At 61.7% G+C, this 13,682-nt stretch carries 17 protein-coding genes; 8 read left to right on the top strand and 9 right to left on the bottom strand.

Translation table 11 applies throughout. The annotated features are described in order from the left end of the window. Positions 1 to 18 precede the first annotated feature (18 nt). Positions 19 to 1,152, bottom strand: coding sequence for a carboxylate-amine ligase (locus MN188_RS05410; protein WP_242106563.1), 1,134 nt, complete (start codon positions 1,150 to 1,152; stop codon positions 19 to 21). A 182-nt stretch (positions 1,153 to 1,334) separates the two neighbouring features. On the opposite strand from MN188_RS05410, the gene MN188_RS05405 reads away from it, so the two are divergent. Next, on the top strand, positions 1,335 to 1,799 hold the full coding sequence (locus tag MN188_RS05405) for a DsrE family protein (protein WP_242106562.1): 465 nt from the start codon (positions 1,335 to 1,337) through the stop codon (positions 1,797 to 1,799). A gap of 66 nt (positions 1,800 to 1,865) precedes the next feature. On the opposite strand, the gene MN188_RS05400 is transcribed toward MN188_RS05405, so the two are convergent. Beyond that, positions 1,866 to 3,365, bottom strand: coding sequence for a CoA-acylating methylmalonate-semialdehyde dehydrogenase (locus tag MN188_RS05400; protein ID WP_242106561.1), 1,500 nt, complete (start codon positions 3,363 to 3,365; stop codon positions 1,866 to 1,868). 99 nt (positions 3,366 to 3,464) lie between these two features. Here MN188_RS05400 and MN188_RS05395 point away from each other — a divergent pair, with 99 nt between their 5' ends. The 3 genes from MN188_RS05395 to coaD all read left to right on the top strand — a co-directional run bounded on the left by MN188_RS05395 (position 3,465) and on the right by coaD (position 5,426). Beyond that, a complete protein-coding gene (locus MN188_RS05395; protein ID WP_242106560.1) occupies positions 3,465 to 4,358 on the top strand; it encodes a LysR family transcriptional regulator in 894 nt (297 codons plus the stop codon). A gap of 58 nt (positions 4,359 to 4,416) precedes the next feature. Then, positions 4,417 to 4,851 carry a CBS domain-containing protein gene (locus MN188_RS05390; protein ID WP_242106559.1) on the top strand — a complete coding sequence of 145 codons (435 nt, stop codon included), beginning with the start codon at positions 4,417 to 4,419 and terminating at the stop codon, positions 4,849 to 4,851. An 80-nt stretch (positions 4,852 to 4,931) separates the two neighbouring features. Further along, positions 4,932 to 5,426, top strand: a complete 495-nt coding sequence (gene coaD / locus MN188_RS05385; protein ID WP_242106558.1) for a pantetheine-phosphate adenylyltransferase — start codon at positions 4,932 to 4,934, stop codon at positions 5,424 to 5,426. Positions 5,427 to 5,498: 72 nt separating this feature from the next. On the opposite strand, the gene gap (MN188_RS05380) is transcribed toward coaD, so the two are convergent. The 3 genes from gap (MN188_RS05380) to gap (MN188_RS05370) form a co-directional block, all read right to left on the bottom strand. Further along, positions 5,499 to 6,503, bottom strand: coding sequence for a type I glyceraldehyde-3-phosphate dehydrogenase (gene gap, locus MN188_RS05380; RefSeq protein WP_242106557.1), 1,005 nt, complete (start codon positions 6,501 to 6,503; stop codon positions 5,499 to 5,501). A gap of 100 nt (positions 6,504 to 6,603) precedes the next feature. Next, positions 6,604 to 6,747, bottom strand: a complete 144-nt coding sequence (locus tag MN188_RS05375; protein WP_242106556.1) for a hypothetical protein — start codon at positions 6,745 to 6,747, stop codon at positions 6,604 to 6,606. 87 nt (positions 6,748 to 6,834) lie between these two features. Further along, positions 6,835 to 7,836, bottom strand: coding sequence for a type I glyceraldehyde-3-phosphate dehydrogenase (gap, locus tag MN188_RS05370; RefSeq protein WP_242106555.1), 1,002 nt, complete (start codon positions 7,834 to 7,836; stop codon positions 6,835 to 6,837). A 257-nt stretch (positions 7,837 to 8,093) separates the two neighbouring features. Between gap (MN188_RS05370) and MN188_RS05365 the strand changes: the two genes are divergently transcribed. Next, positions 8,094 to 9,056, top strand: a complete 963-nt coding sequence (locus MN188_RS05365; protein WP_242106554.1) for a DUF808 domain-containing protein — start codon at positions 8,094 to 8,096, stop codon at positions 9,054 to 9,056. A gap of 1 nt (position 9,057) precedes the next feature. Beyond that, positions 9,058 to 9,471, top strand: a complete 414-nt coding sequence (locus MN188_RS05360; protein WP_242106553.1) for a hypothetical protein — start codon at positions 9,058 to 9,060, stop codon at positions 9,469 to 9,471. An 81-nt stretch (positions 9,472 to 9,552) separates the two neighbouring features. Here the strand turns inward: MN188_RS05360 and tkt are convergent, their stop codons facing one another. Continuing rightward, complete coding sequence (tkt, locus tag MN188_RS05355) at positions 9,553 to 11,532, bottom strand: transketolase (RefSeq protein ID WP_275116133.1); 1,980 nt, start codon at positions 11,530 to 11,532, stop codon at positions 9,553 to 9,555. A 241-nt stretch (positions 11,533 to 11,773) separates the two neighbouring features. Here tkt and MN188_RS05350 point away from each other — a divergent pair, with 241 nt between their 5' ends. After that, positions 11,774 to 12,274 carry a hypothetical protein gene (locus tag MN188_RS05350; RefSeq protein WP_242106551.1) on the top strand — a complete coding sequence of 167 codons (501 nt, stop codon included), beginning with the start codon at positions 11,774 to 11,776 and terminating at the stop codon, positions 12,272 to 12,274. Next, positions 12,267 to 12,662: a cell division protein ZapA gene (locus MN188_RS05345; RefSeq protein WP_242106550.1), complete on the top strand. Its 396-nt coding sequence runs from the start codon at positions 12,267 to 12,269 to the stop codon at positions 12,660 to 12,662. The genes MN188_RS05350 and MN188_RS05345 overlap by 8 nt, the downstream gene beginning before the upstream one ends. 139 nt (positions 12,663 to 12,801) lie before the next feature. Here MN188_RS05345 and grxD read toward each other — a convergent pair whose 3' ends face one another. Genes grxD through MN188_RS05330 form a run of 3 tightly spaced genes read right to left on the bottom strand, consistent with a single transcriptional unit; the run spans position 12,802 to position 13,654 of the window. After that, on the bottom strand, positions 12,802 to 13,164 hold the full coding sequence (gene grxD, locus MN188_RS05340) for a Grx4 family monothiol glutaredoxin (RefSeq protein ID WP_242106549.1): 363 nt from the start codon (positions 13,162 to 13,164) through the stop codon (positions 12,802 to 12,804). A gap of 10 nt (positions 13,165 to 13,174) precedes the next feature. Next, the gene (locus MN188_RS05335) at positions 13,175 to 13,414 is read right to left on the bottom strand and encodes a hypothetical protein (protein WP_242106548.1); all 240 of its coding nucleotides are present in this window, start codon (positions 13,412 to 13,414) and stop codon (positions 13,175 to 13,177) included. A 3-nt stretch (positions 13,415 to 13,417) separates the two neighbouring features. Continuing rightward, positions 13,418 to 13,654, bottom strand: a complete 237-nt coding sequence (locus MN188_RS05330; protein WP_242106547.1) for a BolA family protein — start codon at positions 13,652 to 13,654, stop codon at positions 13,418 to 13,420. Between the last annotated feature and the right edge of the window lie 28 nt (positions 13,655 to 13,682).

Here is a 13,682-nt window from a genome sequence, read left to right as displayed (position 1 = left end):
GGTTAAGTCCGCATGCCCCTAAAGGTCAGCGTGGAACTCTTCGATCAGATGCCGCACGACATCGCGCAACGCTTCCTCGACTGGCTTGTCGGCTTGAACGCTATCCCGGAAAACGCTGCGTTGGCGGTCCGCTGAGGTGCCGCTGACAATGATTGCGCGCGCGCCTTCCACCTCTTCGACGCATCCCAACGCCTCGGCGTCTTCACGCACAAGATCGATCATTTCCTCCAGAAGGTATGGAAAATCAATGACTTCACGCTTGCCAAAGTCAATCAAACCGGCCGAAGTGCCATAGCGCTGCGCGCGCCAGCGGTTTTCCGAGGTCAGAAAGTTATCATAGATACGCCAGCGCTGGTTCTTCGCGCGCAGCCGCCACAGCATCCGGGTTAGCGATTGGATCAGTGCGGCCAGGGACAGTGTCGTTTCCAGCCGCGGGGCAACATCGCAGATCCGCGCCTCGATCGTGGGAAAGCGTGAGGACGGACGCAAGTCCCACCAGATTTTCGAACTGTCTTCGATCAGGCCGATATCGACCAGCGCATTCACGGAACGTTCGTATTCCGACCAGCTGTTCAACCGCGGCGGCAGGCCGGTGCGCGGCAGGTTGTCGAAAATGGTCAGGCGATACGAGGCAAGTCCGGTGTCTTCCCCCTGCCAGAACGGCGAGGAAGCTGACAGCGCCAGCAGATGCGGCAGAAAGTAAGTCAACTGGTTGATGATATCGACCCGCGTGTCGGGGTCGTCGATGCCCACATGCACATGCATGCCGCAGATCACCAGCCGGCGGGACACGCCGGCCAGGTCGCGGCGCAGGTCGTTATAGCGGTCCTTGTCGGTGTGATGCTGCTTTTTCCATTCGGAAAACGGGTGGCAGCTGGCGGCGATCGGGGCCAGCCCGTATTTGGCCGCGTGTTTTGCCACCGTCGATCGCAACCGCCTCAGATCCTCGCGTGCCTCACCGACATTGGCGCAGACCCTTGTGCCGATCTCGATCTGGCATTGCAGGAATTCCGGACTGACCTGGCCTTCAAGCTCGGTCTTGCAATCTTCCATCAACCCTTCGGGCGCCTCGGTCAGGGCCAGGCTTTCGCGGTCGACCAGAAGGTATTCCTCTTCCACGCCGATGGTGAAGGGGGGCTCTTTGCGGGCCATGATGCGTCCTCCCACTTTGTTGGTTTGATTTCAGCAGGTTTGCGCCTGTCTGACAAGTCGCACGTGGTGCGGGCGCCTGTGGTGCGCTTTGTCGCATGGTTCCCGGCAAGGGGCGGTTTAAGGTGCATCTGGGACGCATCATTGTTGACAGAAGCCCGGAGGTTTCCGGGCAAGGAGATACCATGTCGAAATTCGTTGCGTGGGCCACGGCCCTTGTTCTTGCCATCATCGTATCGCTGCCCATGACCGCCCCAGCCCAGGCCGAGGAAGGGACCAAGGACGGGTTGTTCATCAGCCTGACCACCGATGACACCTGGGCCGCGACCAAGGCGATCATGTTTGCCCATCAGAAGGTGCTGAAAAACGGCCATTCGCCGGTGGTGATCTGGATGAACGTGCGCGCCGTCTATCTGGCCGATGCCAAACGGCCCAGCCATGTGCACGGGCTGATGGCGGAAAAGGGCACCTCGGTTCAGGACATGCTGAAGGCCTTCATGGCAGATGGCGGCGTCGTGCTGATGTGCCAGGCCTGTTCGGCCGCGGCCGGTCTGACCGAAGCTGACTATATCGAAGGTGTGCAGATGGGCAGCTGGCCGATGGTCGAAGGTTACCTGTTTGGTGAGAACATGCGCACGCTTCACTGGTAAGCTCTGCGCTGAAACCAAAAAAGGCCCCGGAGCGATCCGGGGCCTTTTTGCATTCTGAGGCGGAGGTTAGTCCATCGCTTTGAAGTGGAACTCGCCGCCTTCTTTCAGGCCCGAGGGCCAGCGCGACGTCACCGTCTTGGTGCGCGTGTAGAACTTGAACGCGTCCGGGCCGTGCTGGTTCAGGTCACCAAAGCCCGATTTCTTCCAGCCACCGAAGGTGTGATAGGCCAGCGGCACCGGGATCGGCACGTTGATGCCCACCATGCCGATGTTGATCCGGCTGGCAAAATCACGCGCGGTGTCACCATCACGGGTGAAGATCGCGGTGCCGTTGCCGTACTCGTGGTCCATAGCGTGGCCCAGGGCCTCTTCGTAGGTCTCGGCGCGAACCATCGACAGGACCGGTCCGAAGATCTCCTGCTTGTAGATGTCCATGTCGGTGGTAACCCGATCGAACAGGTGCGGGCCGACGAAGAACCCGTCCTCATAGCCCTGCAGCTTGAAGTCACGGCTGTCGACGACCAGATCAGCGCCTTGCGCCACACCGGTTTCGATCAGGCGCAGGATGTTTTGCTTGGCCGCAGCGGTCACAACGGGGCCGTAATCCACGTCGTCGCCAGCGGTATAAGGTGCGACCTTCAACTTCTCGATGCGCGGGATCAGCTTGTCGCGCAGCTTGTCAGCGGTCTCTTCGCCCACCGGCACGGCCACCGAGATTGCCATGCAGCGTTCGCCAGCCGCGCCAAACCCGGCGCCAATCAGGGCGTCGGCGGCCTGGTCCATGTCCGCGTCGGGCATGATGATCATGTGGTTCTTGGCACCACCGAAGCACTGCACGCGCTTGCCGTTGTCGCAGCCACGGCTGTAGATATATTGCGCAATCGGGGTCGAGCCGACAAAGCCCACCGCCTGCACAGTGTCGTTGTCCAGGATCGCATCAACGCTTTCCTTGTCGCCGTTCACGACCTGCAGAACTCCGTCAGGCAGACCGGCCTCTTTCAACAGAGCGGCCAGCATCAGCGGCACCGAGGGGTCACGCTCGGACGGCTTCAGGATGAAGGCGTTACCGCAGGACAGGGCCGGGCCCATTTTCCACAGCGGGATCATGGCCGGGAAGTTGAACGGCGTGATGCCAGCGGCCACACCCAGAGGCTGGCGCATGGAATACATGTCGATGCCAGGGCCGGCGCTGTCGGTGAATTCACCTTTCAGAAGCTGCGGCGCGCCGATGCAGTATTCGATGACCTCAAGGCCACGCTGAACGTCGCCCTTGGCGTCGGGGATGGTCTTGCCGTGCTCGCGGCTCAGCGCCTCGGCCAGCTTTTCCATGTCGCGGTTGATCAGGCCGACAAAAGCCATCATCACGCGGGCGCGTTTCTGCGGGTTTGTGAGCCCCCAGGCGACCTGGGCCTTGGCGGCGTCGGCGACAGCAGCGTCCAGCTCGGCCTTCGAGGCCAGTGCGACTTTCGCCTGCACTTCGCCGGTGGCGGGGTTCATCACGTCAGCGGTGCGGCCCGAGGTGCCAGCAACCATCTTGCCGTTGATCCAGTGTCCGAGTTCTTGCATGTCTCTCTCCCAAATAAAGCTGGGTGCAGGATAGGCTTGCATTTCTGCCGGGAAAAGAGGCAGTTTGCCAAAAGGGTTTTGCAAAATTGCAGGTATGAGATGGACCTCGACTGGAACGATCTGCGCATTTTCCTGGCCGTGGCGCGGGCGGAAAGCCTGTCGGGCGCGGGCAAGGTGCTGAAACGGGACGCGGCCACGGTCGGACGGCGCGTGGCGCGGCTTGAGGCCGGGCTGGGCGCGCCGTTGTTCACCAAATCGCCGCAGGGATACGCCCTGACCGATGCAGGTGCGCGACTGATGGCCCATGCGGAACAGGCCGAACAGGCGGTTCTGTCGGGAACGGAGGCGCTGGCGGGGCAGGCGGGCCAGTTGTCGGGCCAGGTGCGGATCGGCGCGCCCGATGGCTGCGCGAACTTTCTGCTGCCGCAGGTCTGCGCGGCGATCGCAGCCCGGCATCCCGACCTGGAGTTGCAGATCGTCGCCCTGCCGCGCGTCATCAACCTGTCAAAGCGTGAGGCGGACCTTGCCATCGCCGTGTCGCCGCCCGAAGCGGGGCGATTGACGGTGCAGAAGATCACCGATTATCGCCTGCACCTGGCCGCCAGCGCGGACTACCTTGCCCAGCACCCGCTGACGCGGCTTGAGGATCTGAACACGCATCCGGTGGTGGGCTATATCCCCGACATGATCTTCGACAAGGAACTGGATTACCTGTCCGAAACCGGGGCTGAGCGGGTGACGCTGGCCTCGAACTCGGTGTCGGTGCAGCTGTGGCTGCTGCGTCATGGTGGCGGTGTCGGCATTGCCCATGATTTCGCGATTCCCTTCGCACCGGGACTGCGTAAGGTGCTGGAGGAGGCGGTGTCGCTGACCCGCTCATTCTACCTGATCCGCCACGCTGGCGACGCACGGGTGGAGCGGCTGGCGCGGGTGGCCGAGGAATTGGCCGTTGGAATCCGTCAGGAAGTGGCGCGATTGGAAAGCATGGCTTGACACTTTGACGCGGTGCAGCAACGCTGACCCCAAGAAACGCGCCAGCAAGGAGGCACATATGCTCGTTCACCAGATCCTCAAAGACAAAGACATCAGCGGCCCGCAGACGGTTCAGCCCGGAACCAAGGTGGCCGACGCCGCGGCGTTCTTGTCGGAAAAGAAGATCGGCGCGGTGATCGTGTCAAAGGATGGTGTGCATCCGGCCGGCATCCTGTCTGAGCGCGACATCGTGCGCGAACTGGGGCGGCGTGGCACGCCCTGTCTGGATGACATGGTGGATGATCTGATGACTTCGGAACTGGTTACCTGCAAACCGGGCGATCGTGCGATCCAGGTGCTTCAGGTGATGACCGAAGGCCGGTTTCGCCACATGCCGGTGATGGACGGTGATAAGATGATCGGCGTCGTATCGATTGGCGACGTGGTCAAGGCGCGGCTGGATGAACTGTCAAGCCAGGCGGACGCGCTCAAGAACATGATCATGGGTTACTGAGCCACGCTGCACTGCGGAAAAAGGACTTGCAATCGCGCGCGCAATAATGTTGCGTGCGCGAAGTTGCAGGAGGGATAATCATGCGTGTCGGTCTTTACCCCGGAACTTTCGACCCAATCACCCTGGGTCACACGGACATCATCAAACGGGCGTGCGCGCTGGTGGATCGCCTTGTCATCGGCATCGCCATCAACCGCGACAAAGGGCCGTTGTTCCCGCTTGAGGAACGCGTCTCGATGGTTGAGGCCGAGTGCGCGATCTTGTCTGCCGAAACCGGCTGTGAAATCGTTGTTCACCCGTTCGAGAACCTGCTGATCGACTGCGCCCATGATGTCGGCGCCCAGGTCATCGTGCGTGGCCTGCGGGCCGTGGCCGATTTTGAATATGAATATCAGATGGTTGGCATGAACCGGGCGATGGATGACACGGTCGAAACCGTGTTCCTGATGGCCGAGGCGCGGTATCAGGCGATCGCTTCGAAGCTGGTCAAGGAAATCGCACGGCTGGATGGCGACGTGTCGAAATTCGTTGCCCCAAGCGTCAACGAAGCGTTGAAGGAAAAGCTGGGGAAGTAACGGCTTACCGGTTTTGAAAAGAAAAGGCCCGCCAACACTTGGCGGGCCTTTCTGTCTTTAGGAACGGCGTGGTTACAGGAACTTGGCCATTTCCACAGCCGTATCCAACATCCGGACCGAGAAGCCCCATTCGTTGTCATACCAGGTCAGGATGCGGGCCATGTTGCCCTCCATCACCCGGGTCTGATCGGTTGCAAAGATCGACGAATGCGGGTCGTGGTTGAAATCGACCGAGACCAGCGGACGGTCGGTCACGCCCAGCACACCCTTGAGCGGGCCAGAGGCCGCGGCGGCGTGGATCGCAGCGTTGATCTCCTCGGCGGAGGTGTTGCGCGCGGTCTCCACGGTCAGATCGACGCATGATACGTTCGGGGTCGGCACCCGCACCGCGACGCCGTCCAGCTTGCCCATCAACTCTGGCAGGACCAGACCCACAGCGGCAGCAGCGCCGGTCGAGGTCGGGATCATGCTCATCGCCGCCGCGCGGGCGCGATAGAAGTCCTTGGAATGCATCGTGTCCAGCGTCGGCTGGTCACCGGTATAGGCGTGGATCGTGGTCATAAAGCCCTTGTTGATGCCAACCGTGTCCTGCAGGACTTTGGCCACCGGGGCCAGGCAGTTCGTGGTGCATGACGCGTTCGACACATGCAGGTCACCCGCCGTCAGCGTGTCATGGTTCACGCCATAGACGATGGTCTTGTCCGCGCCTTTTGAGGGGGCCGAAACCAGCACGCGGCTGGCGCCGTTTTCCAGATGCACCTTGGCCTTTTTTCCTTTGAAAATGCCGGTGCATTCCAGCACGATATCGACATCGCCCCAGGGCAGGTCGGCGGGGTTCTTGATCGCGGTCACCTCGATCGGGCCACGGCCCGCGTCGATCGTGTTGCCGGACCATTTCACCTCGTTCATGAAACGCCCGTGCACACTGTCGAATTGCAGCAGGTGGGCGTTCATCTCGACCGATCCGAGGTCGTTGATCGCGACAACCTCGATGTCCTTGCGATCCATTTCATGCACTGCGCGCAGCACAAGACGCCCGATGCGTCCGAAACCGTTGATGGCAACCTTGACCGTCATGATCTTGATCCTTGTCTGGAGTGGTGGGCGAGAGACTCGCCGAAAACTGTTAACGCTAACAACACCATTTGAAGCGAAAGGTCAAGATATCCCCAAGACCCTAGCGCCAGAAGGCAATGTATTCGGACAGATCGACGATCTTGCGGCCTAGGAACACCGGTAGCCCGCCGCCGAACAGCACGCGGTCGGCCAAAAAGACGGCGATGATGATCAGGGCCAGCACGATGGCAATCTTATTCGTCATGGCCCAATTCTCGCAGAGCGGGCAGGGCAGGGCAACGAAAAAGCCCCGCCGGATCGGACGGGGCTTTCGCAGATTCTGCGGAGCGGTTCAGCCCAGCTGGCCCATCATCGCGGCCACGTCGGCCATGCGAACGGAAAAGCCCCATTCGTTGTCATACCAGCTCATCACCCGCACGGTGCGCCCGCCAACGACCTTGGTCTGATCGGGCGCGAAGATCGAGCTTTGCTCGGTGTGGTTGAAGTCGATCGACACCTTGGGTTCCGGGTCATAGCCCAGAACGCGGCCCATCGATCCTGCGGCGGCTTCCTGCATGATCGCGTTGACCTCTTCCACGCTCGTATCACGGCTGGCCTGGAAGGTCAGGTCCACGGCGGACACGTTCGGGGTCGGCACACGCAGGGCGGTGCCATCCAGCTTGCCGGCCAATTCCGGCAGCACTTCGCCAAGCGCCTTGGCGGCCCCGGTCGAGGTCGGGATCAGCGCCATCGCGGCGGCGCGCGCGCGGTAGAGGTCGTCGTGGCGACGGTCCAGCGTCGGCTGGTCGCCGGTATAGGAATGGATTGTGGTCATGATGCCGCTTTCGATACCCAGCGCATCGTTCAGCACCTTGGCCAGCGGAGCCAGGCCGTTGGTGGTACACGACCCGTTCGACACCATCTTGTGCTGGGCTTCCAGTTCGCGGTGGTTCACGCCGAAGACGATGGTCTTTTCCACGTTCTTGGCCGGGGCCGAGATCAGCACCTTCTTTGCGCCCTGCTTCAGGTGCACCTGGGCTTTGTTGCCGTCGTTGTATTTGCCTGTGCATTCCAGCACCACGTCGACGCCCGACCAGTCCAGCTCGCTCGGGTCATAGGTCGAGAACATCTCCATCGGGCCGCGGCCCAGATCCATCGTATTGTCGGTGATCTTGACGTCGTTCGGGAACCGGCCATGCACGCTGTCATATTTCAGCAGGTGTGCTGCGGTTTCGATCGGGCCGGTCGCATTGACCTTGACGACCTGAACGTCATTGCGGCCGCTTGCGGCGATATGCGCCAGCGTGCAGCGTCCGATCCGGCCAAAGCCGTTGATACCGATGGTAACGGTCATGTGAATTCCCCTCAGGCTGTGGCGCCGTTCGCGTCGCGCGCTATGAAAGCTTGGGGCGGGTATAGCGGCGAGGTATTTTAGGGCCAATTAAAAAATAGTTTAGATGCCAACATGTTAGCGAAAACATCCGGCGTTAGCGCACAACATCTTGCCCCTGTGGCTGCGAAAGACCCTTTGGAAGGGTTAATCCCCGCACCCCCTTGTCCACGCCGATGGGTGCGATAGAGTCGCGCGAAACGACGACAAGGGATGTTGAGATGAGTGGTTTGATTGCGCTTCTGGATGACGTGGCCGGAATCGCCAAGGTGGCGGCGGCATCGATCGATGATGTGGCCGGGCAGGCGGCCAAGGCCGGGGCCAAGGCGGCGGGCGCGTTGATCGACGACGCGGCGGTGACCCCGAAATACGTTCAGGGCTTTGACGCCAAGCGCGAATTGCCCATCGTTGGCCGTATCGCCTGGGGCTCGATCAAGAACAAGATCCTGATCCTGTTGCCGGTCGCGCTGTTGCTATCCAATTTCGCACCCTGGCTGATCTCGCCCTTACTGATGCTGGGTGGGGCGTATCTGTGTTTCGAGGGGGCCGAGAAAGTCTGGCACTGGCTGTTTCCCTCGGACCACCTATGGGACCACGCCGAGCATGAAGAGGGCGATCCCGCCCACCTAGAGGAAACGAAGGTGGCCGGTGCGATCAAGACGGATTTCATCTTGTCTGCCGAGATCATGACCATTTCCCTTGCGGCGATTCCCACCAGCAATTTCTGGATGGAGACGGCGACCCTGGCCACGGTGGCCGTGGGCATCACCGTCGCGGTCTATGGCAGCGTCGCCTTGATCGTGAAGGCCGATGACCTGGGGCTGTTCATGTCCACGCGCGGGCGGCTGGGACTAACACGCTCCATCGGGCATGGGATCGTCAAGGCGATGCCGGGGTTCCTGAAGCTTCTGATGATCGTCGGCACCATGGCGATGCTCTGGGTTGGCGGCTCCATCATCATTCATGGGATGGAGGAACTGGGCTTTGGCTGGCTGGGTCATCACATCCATGACTGGGCCTATGCGGCCGGTCACGCGGTTCCCAGCCTGGAGGGTCTGGTGGAATGGATGACCAAGGCGGCGATGGACGGCATCTTTGGCCTGGCGCTGGGGGTCCTGCTGATCCCACTGGCCACTTGGGTGATCGGCCCCCTTTGGGCGGCGGTGTTCAAGGGCAAGGCCTGACATGTTCCTTCCGGCCCTGATCGTATTTGGTCTGTGGGCCATCGGCGGGCCGTTTGTCCTACTGGGGCTGGCGGCTGTCCAGTCCCGTCGTCATCGCCCCACGGCTCTTGCTTTGTTGGCCAGCGCAATCCTGATCATGCTGGTGATCTGGGTGATCGGTGTGCAGCAATGGGGGCGTGAATGGATGGGTGGCCGGTTTGGAATTCAGCTTGCCCTCGTCGCGTATGTCGCCAACTGGGTCAGCCTGATCTGGCGTGGTCTGGCCAACAAGCGTCTGGGGCGCACCGCGACCTTCCCGGTTGTGGACACGCGGGCCGAACGGGTGTTCGTCCGCATTCTCTTTACCCTTCTGGCGCTTGTCCCGCTGGCGCTGTTACTTTTGACGAACTGGGCGGCGCTGCTGTCGGCGATCTGACCACGCGGCAGGTGCCCACGCATGAAAAACCCCGCCAGACAGCTGCCTGGCGGGGTTTGATTTTGCTTAAGGTGGGGCGCGTCAGCCCAGAAGTTCGCGCACCTTGGCGGTGACGTTTTCGGCGGTGATGCCGAATTTTTCGAACAAAGTGCCAGCCGGGGCCGAGGCGCCGAAGCTGTCCATGCCGACAAACGCCTGTTTCGCTTCGCGCCCACGTTCGCCCAACAGCAGCTTGTCCCAACCGCCATTGCGCACCGCGGCTTCGATGCCGACACGGACTGGACCGGCGGGCAGAACCCGGCGGCGATAGGTCTCGTCCTGCTCGGCAAACAGCTCCATGCAGGGCATCGACACGACGCGGGTGCCGATCCCGGCGTCCTGCAGGATGTCACGCGCCTTCAGCGCCAGCTCGACCTCGGAGCCGGTGGCGATCAGGATCGCCTGACGCTTGCCCTCGGCCTCGGCCAGCACGTAACCGCCCTGGGCGACAAGGTTCTTGTTCTTGTGCTCGGTCCGCACCGTGGGCAGGCCCTGGCGGGTCAGCGCCAGAACCGACGGCTTGTCCTTCGAGGTCAGCGCGATTTCCCAGGCTTCCGCCGTTTCCACCGTGTCGGCGGGGCGGAAGGTATAGGAATTCGGCGTCGCGCGGCAGATTGCCAGATGCTCGACCGGCTGGTGCGTCGGGCCGTCTTCGCCCACGCCAATGCTGTCATGGGTCATGACGAACACCGTCGGGATGCCCATCAGAGCCGCCAGACGCATCGAAGGGCGGGCATAGTCGGTGAAGACAAAGAACGTGCCGCCATAGGGGCGAATGCCGCCATGCAGCGCCATGCCGTTCATCGCCGCAGCCATGCCGTGTTCACGAATGCCCCAATAGATATAGCGGCCCTTGCGGTTGTCGGTGTCAAACACACCCATGTCGCCGGTCTTGGTGTTGTTCGATCCGGTCAGGTCGGCCGAGCCGCCGACGGTTTCCCCCATGATCGGGTTGATGACCTCAAGCGCCATTTCGGACGACTTACGCGTTGCCACCTTGGGCTGCTCCTCGCTGATCTGCTTTTTCAGCGCGCGCACGACGGCAGACAGGCGCTTGGGCGCGTCACCGGCATAGGCACGGTTGAACTCGGCCTGTTTGCGCTCGGAAATCGAAGCAAAGCGCGTGTTCCATTCGCCGCGCGCCTTGGCGCCGCGACCGCCCATGGCCTCCCACTGGGCTTTCACGTCCGCAGGCACCGTGAACGGGCCGGTGGTCCAGCCATAGCCTTCTTTCGCCGCTTTCATCTGATCCGCATCGGTCAGCGCGCCGTGGCCTTTCGAAGTGTCCTGCGCCGCGTGGCCCAGGGCGATATGCGTCTTGCAGGCGATCATCGACGGTTTGCCGGTCGATTTCGCCTTGGTGATGGCGGCATCGATGGCAACGGGATCGTGGCCGTCGATTTCCTGCACATGCCAGCCCGAAGCCTGGAAGCGCTTCACCTGGTTTGTGCGATCCGACAGCGATACCTTGCCGTCGATGGTGATATCGTTGTTGTCCCAGAAGACGATCAGCTTCGACAGCTCATGGCGCCCGGCAAGGCCGATCGCTTCCTGGCTGATGCCTTCCATCAGGCAGCCGTCACCGGCGATCACATAGGTGTGGTGGTCGACGATCTTCTTGCCATAGCGCGCGCGCTGGATTTCCTCGGCCATGGCGAAGCCCACGGCGTTGGCGATGCCCTGTCCCAGCGGCCCGGTGGTGGTCTCTACGCCCGAGACATGGCCGTATTCCGGGTGCCCGGCGGTGATCGCGCCCCACTGGCGGAAGTTCTTGATCTGGTCCAGCGTCACGTCTTCGTAGCCGGTGAGATACAGCAGCGAATAGATCAGCATCGAGCCGTGGCCCGCCGACAGGATGAACCGGTCACGGTCCGCCCAACGCGGCGCCTTGGGGTCGAACTTCAGGTGCTTTTCGAACAAAACGGTCGCGACATCGGCCATGCCCATTGGCATGCCGGAGTGACCGGAATTGGCGGCGGCGACGGCATCCAGCGTCAGCGCGCGGATGGCAGCGGCGCGCATCCAGTGGTCGGGGTGGTCTTTGCGAAGGGTTGCGATGTCCACGGTGCTGATCCTTTGGCTGGAAACGGGGGTTCAAAGCGTCTTAGCAGTCGCGCCGCGAAGATCAAGCACAAGCGCCAAGTGCTTGGAAGCAAAGGGGGCGCATTTCCCGCAACAAGGGGTTAAACTTGTCTCATGACCCCGAATGGGTGCGATTCGTGCGCGCGGGGCAAGTGACTTAGGCGAGAAAACAGGGCAGGACATGAGCGAGATTGCCGAACTTGAAGGCCGGATCACGGCCGCATTGGACCGGATTGGAACCGGTCTGGAGGCGCTGGGCAAACCGGCCGCCGCAACGGAAAGCGACGGCTCGGAGGTGGCGCGTCTGACCGCAGAGCTGGAAGAAGAGCGCACTGCGAACGCCCAACTGGAAGAGCGCGTGAAAGCGATCAAAGATCGTCAGGACAACACGGTCGACACGCTGGCCGAAGAGGTCGAGCGCCTGCGCGAGATGTTGGAAGAAGAAGAAGCCGGCACCGCGAAGCTGCGCAAGGTCAACGCCGATCTGCGGTCCAACAACGACGCGCTGCGCAACGCGATCAGCGCGGGTGTGGCTGAACCGCACCTGGTGAACAAGTCGATGATGGCCGAGTTGGAAGCCCTGCGCGCGGCCCAGGCCGCTGATCGGGCGGAACTGGATGCGGTGCTGGGCGAGCTTGGGCCGCTGGTCGACGCGATGGAGAAGGAGGCCGCCGATGCCTGACGTGAAAATCACCATCGGGGGCCGCGATTTCGAGGTCGCCTGCCAGGAAGGCGAAGAGCATTTCCTGAAATCCGCCGCCGCGATGTTGGACGCGGAAGCCTCGGTGCTGACCAGTCAGATCGCCCATTTGACCGAGCCGCGCATGTTGTTGATGTCCGGGCTGATGCTGGCTGACAAGACCGCCGGGCTGGACGACAAGCTGAAGGTGGCCGAAAAGCAGCTGGCCGATCTGACGGCCGAGATCGAGGCATTGAAGGCCGCCCCTGCGCCTGAGCCTGAAAAGGTCGAAGTGCCGGTGATCCCCGACGTGGTGACCGACACACTTGCCGAGCTTGCCGCCCGCGCCGAGGCCGTGGCCGCCCAGGTCGAGGAAAAGGCCGCCAGGTGAGGGCTGTCAAATTGGGTCGCTGACGCGACGCTTGTTTTCTCACGGGGCGTGGCCCCGCTCGGGATTGGTGCCTGTGACAAGACGTGAAAAACCCCGCCAGGATCGCGCCTGGCGGGGTTTTTTATTCTATACGAAGGAGTTAGGCGTTCGCTTCGCGGATCTTTTCGGCGGCATCCTTGGAATAGGTCACGTTGTTTTCCTCAAACAGCGTGTCCAGTTCGCCCGACAGGGTCATCTCGGTGATGATGTCGCAGCCGCCGACGAATTCACCCTTCACGTATAGCTGCGGGATGGTCGGCCAGTCGGAATATTCCTTGATGCCATTGCGGATGGCTTCATCGGCCAGCACGTTCACATCGGCGAACTCAACGCCCATGAAGTTCAGCACACCGGCCACGCGGGACGAGAACCCGCATTGCGGCGCGTCCTTGGTGCCTTTCATGTAAAGCACGACATCGTTGGCTTTGACGGTTTCGTCGATCTGGGTTTTTGCGTCGGTCATTTGGGTTTCCTCATTTCTTCGGGGTCATTACCCGGGTGTATTCCTGTGGGTCACGTGGGATGACGACATAGTGGTTATGGCCACCTCGACCTCCATCTATTCCGCCCCCAGCGATCACGCCATTTTGGGACGGGGTTGTGCCGCGTGTCTGTTTCGGGCCGTTCTTCTGCGGCCTGTTCCACAAAGCATAGATGATCATCGCGACGATGATCGGCAGAGATGCCAGCGTGAAAACCAAGCCCCAGCCCATCGCTTACTCAGGCGCCTTGGTGGTCAAGGCCAGCGCGTGCAATTCGCCGCTGTCGATCTGGGGTTTAACGGTGGCATTCACGGCGCGTTGTTGTTGCACACGGTTCATGCCGCGGAAGCTTTCGTCGATCACCTCGGCGGCCCAATGGTTGCCGTCACCAGCAAGGTCGGTGATGGTGATCTTTGCGTCGGGAAAGCCCGCGCGGATCAGGTCTTCGATGCTTTGGGCTTGCATGGCCATGCGGTGTCGTCCTTGTCCTGTTCGGTGT

The sequence above is a fragment of the Aliiroseovarius subalbicans genome (assembly GCF_022678625.1).
Lineage (GTDB): Bacteria > Pseudomonadota > Alphaproteobacteria > Rhodobacterales > Rhodobacteraceae > Aliiroseovarius_A > Aliiroseovarius_A subalbicans.
The sequence above is the reverse complement of the archived record's forward strand: the minus strand, read 5'-3'. Positions and strand labels throughout refer to the sequence as shown.

What these genes read in the sequence shown, in the direction of transcription:
- MN188_RS05410 (WP_242106563.1), bottom strand. Translation starts at nt 1,152, where the DNA reads ATGGCCCGCAAAGAGCCCCCCTTCACCATCGGCGTGGAAGAGGAATAC.
- MN188_RS05405 (WP_242106562.1), top strand. Translation starts at nt 1,335, where the DNA reads ATGTCGAAATTCGTTGCGTGGGCCACGGCCCTTGTTCTTGCCATCATC.
- MN188_RS05400 (WP_242106561.1), bottom strand. Translation starts at nt 3,365, where the DNA reads ATGCAAGAACTCGGACACTGGATCAACGGCAAGATGGTTGCTGGCACC.
- MN188_RS05395 (WP_242106560.1), top strand. Translation starts at nt 3,465, where the DNA reads ATGGACCTCGACTGGAACGATCTGCGCATTTTCCTGGCCGTGGCGCGG.
- MN188_RS05390 (WP_242106559.1), top strand. Translation starts at nt 4,417, where the DNA reads ATGCTCGTTCACCAGATCCTCAAAGACAAAGACATCAGCGGCCCGCAG.
- coaD (WP_242106558.1), top strand. Translation starts at nt 4,932, where the DNA reads ATGCGTGTCGGTCTTTACCCCGGAACTTTCGACCCAATCACCCTGGGT.
- gap (WP_242106557.1), bottom strand. Translation starts at nt 6,503, where the DNA reads ATGACGGTCAAGGTTGCCATCAACGGTTTCGGACGCATCGGGCGTCTT.
- MN188_RS05375 (WP_242106556.1), bottom strand. Translation starts at nt 6,747, where the DNA reads ATGACGAATAAGATTGCCATCGTGCTGGCCCTGATCATCATCGCCGTC.
- gap (WP_242106555.1), bottom strand. Translation starts at nt 7,836, where the DNA reads ATGACCGTTACCATCGGTATCAACGGCTTTGGCCGGATCGGACGCTGC.
- MN188_RS05365 (WP_242106554.1), top strand. Translation starts at nt 8,094, where the DNA reads ATGAGTGGTTTGATTGCGCTTCTGGATGACGTGGCCGGAATCGCCAAG.
- MN188_RS05360 (WP_242106553.1), top strand. Translation starts at nt 9,058, where the DNA reads ATGTTCCTTCCGGCCCTGATCGTATTTGGTCTGTGGGCCATCGGCGGG.
- tkt (WP_275116133.1), bottom strand. Translation starts at nt 11,532, where the DNA reads ATGCGCGCCGCTGCCATCCGCGCGCTGACGCTGGATGCCGTCGCCGCC.
- MN188_RS05350 (WP_242106551.1), top strand. Translation starts at nt 11,774, where the DNA reads ATGAGCGAGATTGCCGAACTTGAAGGCCGGATCACGGCCGCATTGGAC.
- MN188_RS05345 (WP_242106550.1), top strand. Translation starts at nt 12,267, where the DNA reads ATGCCTGACGTGAAAATCACCATCGGGGGCCGCGATTTCGAGGTCGCC.
- grxD (WP_242106549.1), bottom strand. Translation starts at nt 13,164, where the DNA reads ATGACCGACGCAAAAACCCAGATCGACGAAACCGTCAAAGCCAACGAT.
- MN188_RS05335 (WP_242106548.1), bottom strand. Translation starts at nt 13,414, where the DNA reads ATGGGCTGGGGCTTGGTTTTCACGCTGGCATCTCTGCCGATCATCGTC.
- MN188_RS05330 (WP_242106547.1), bottom strand. Translation starts at nt 13,654, where the DNA reads ATGGCCATGCAAGCCCAAAGCATCGAAGACCTGATCCGCGCGGGCTTT.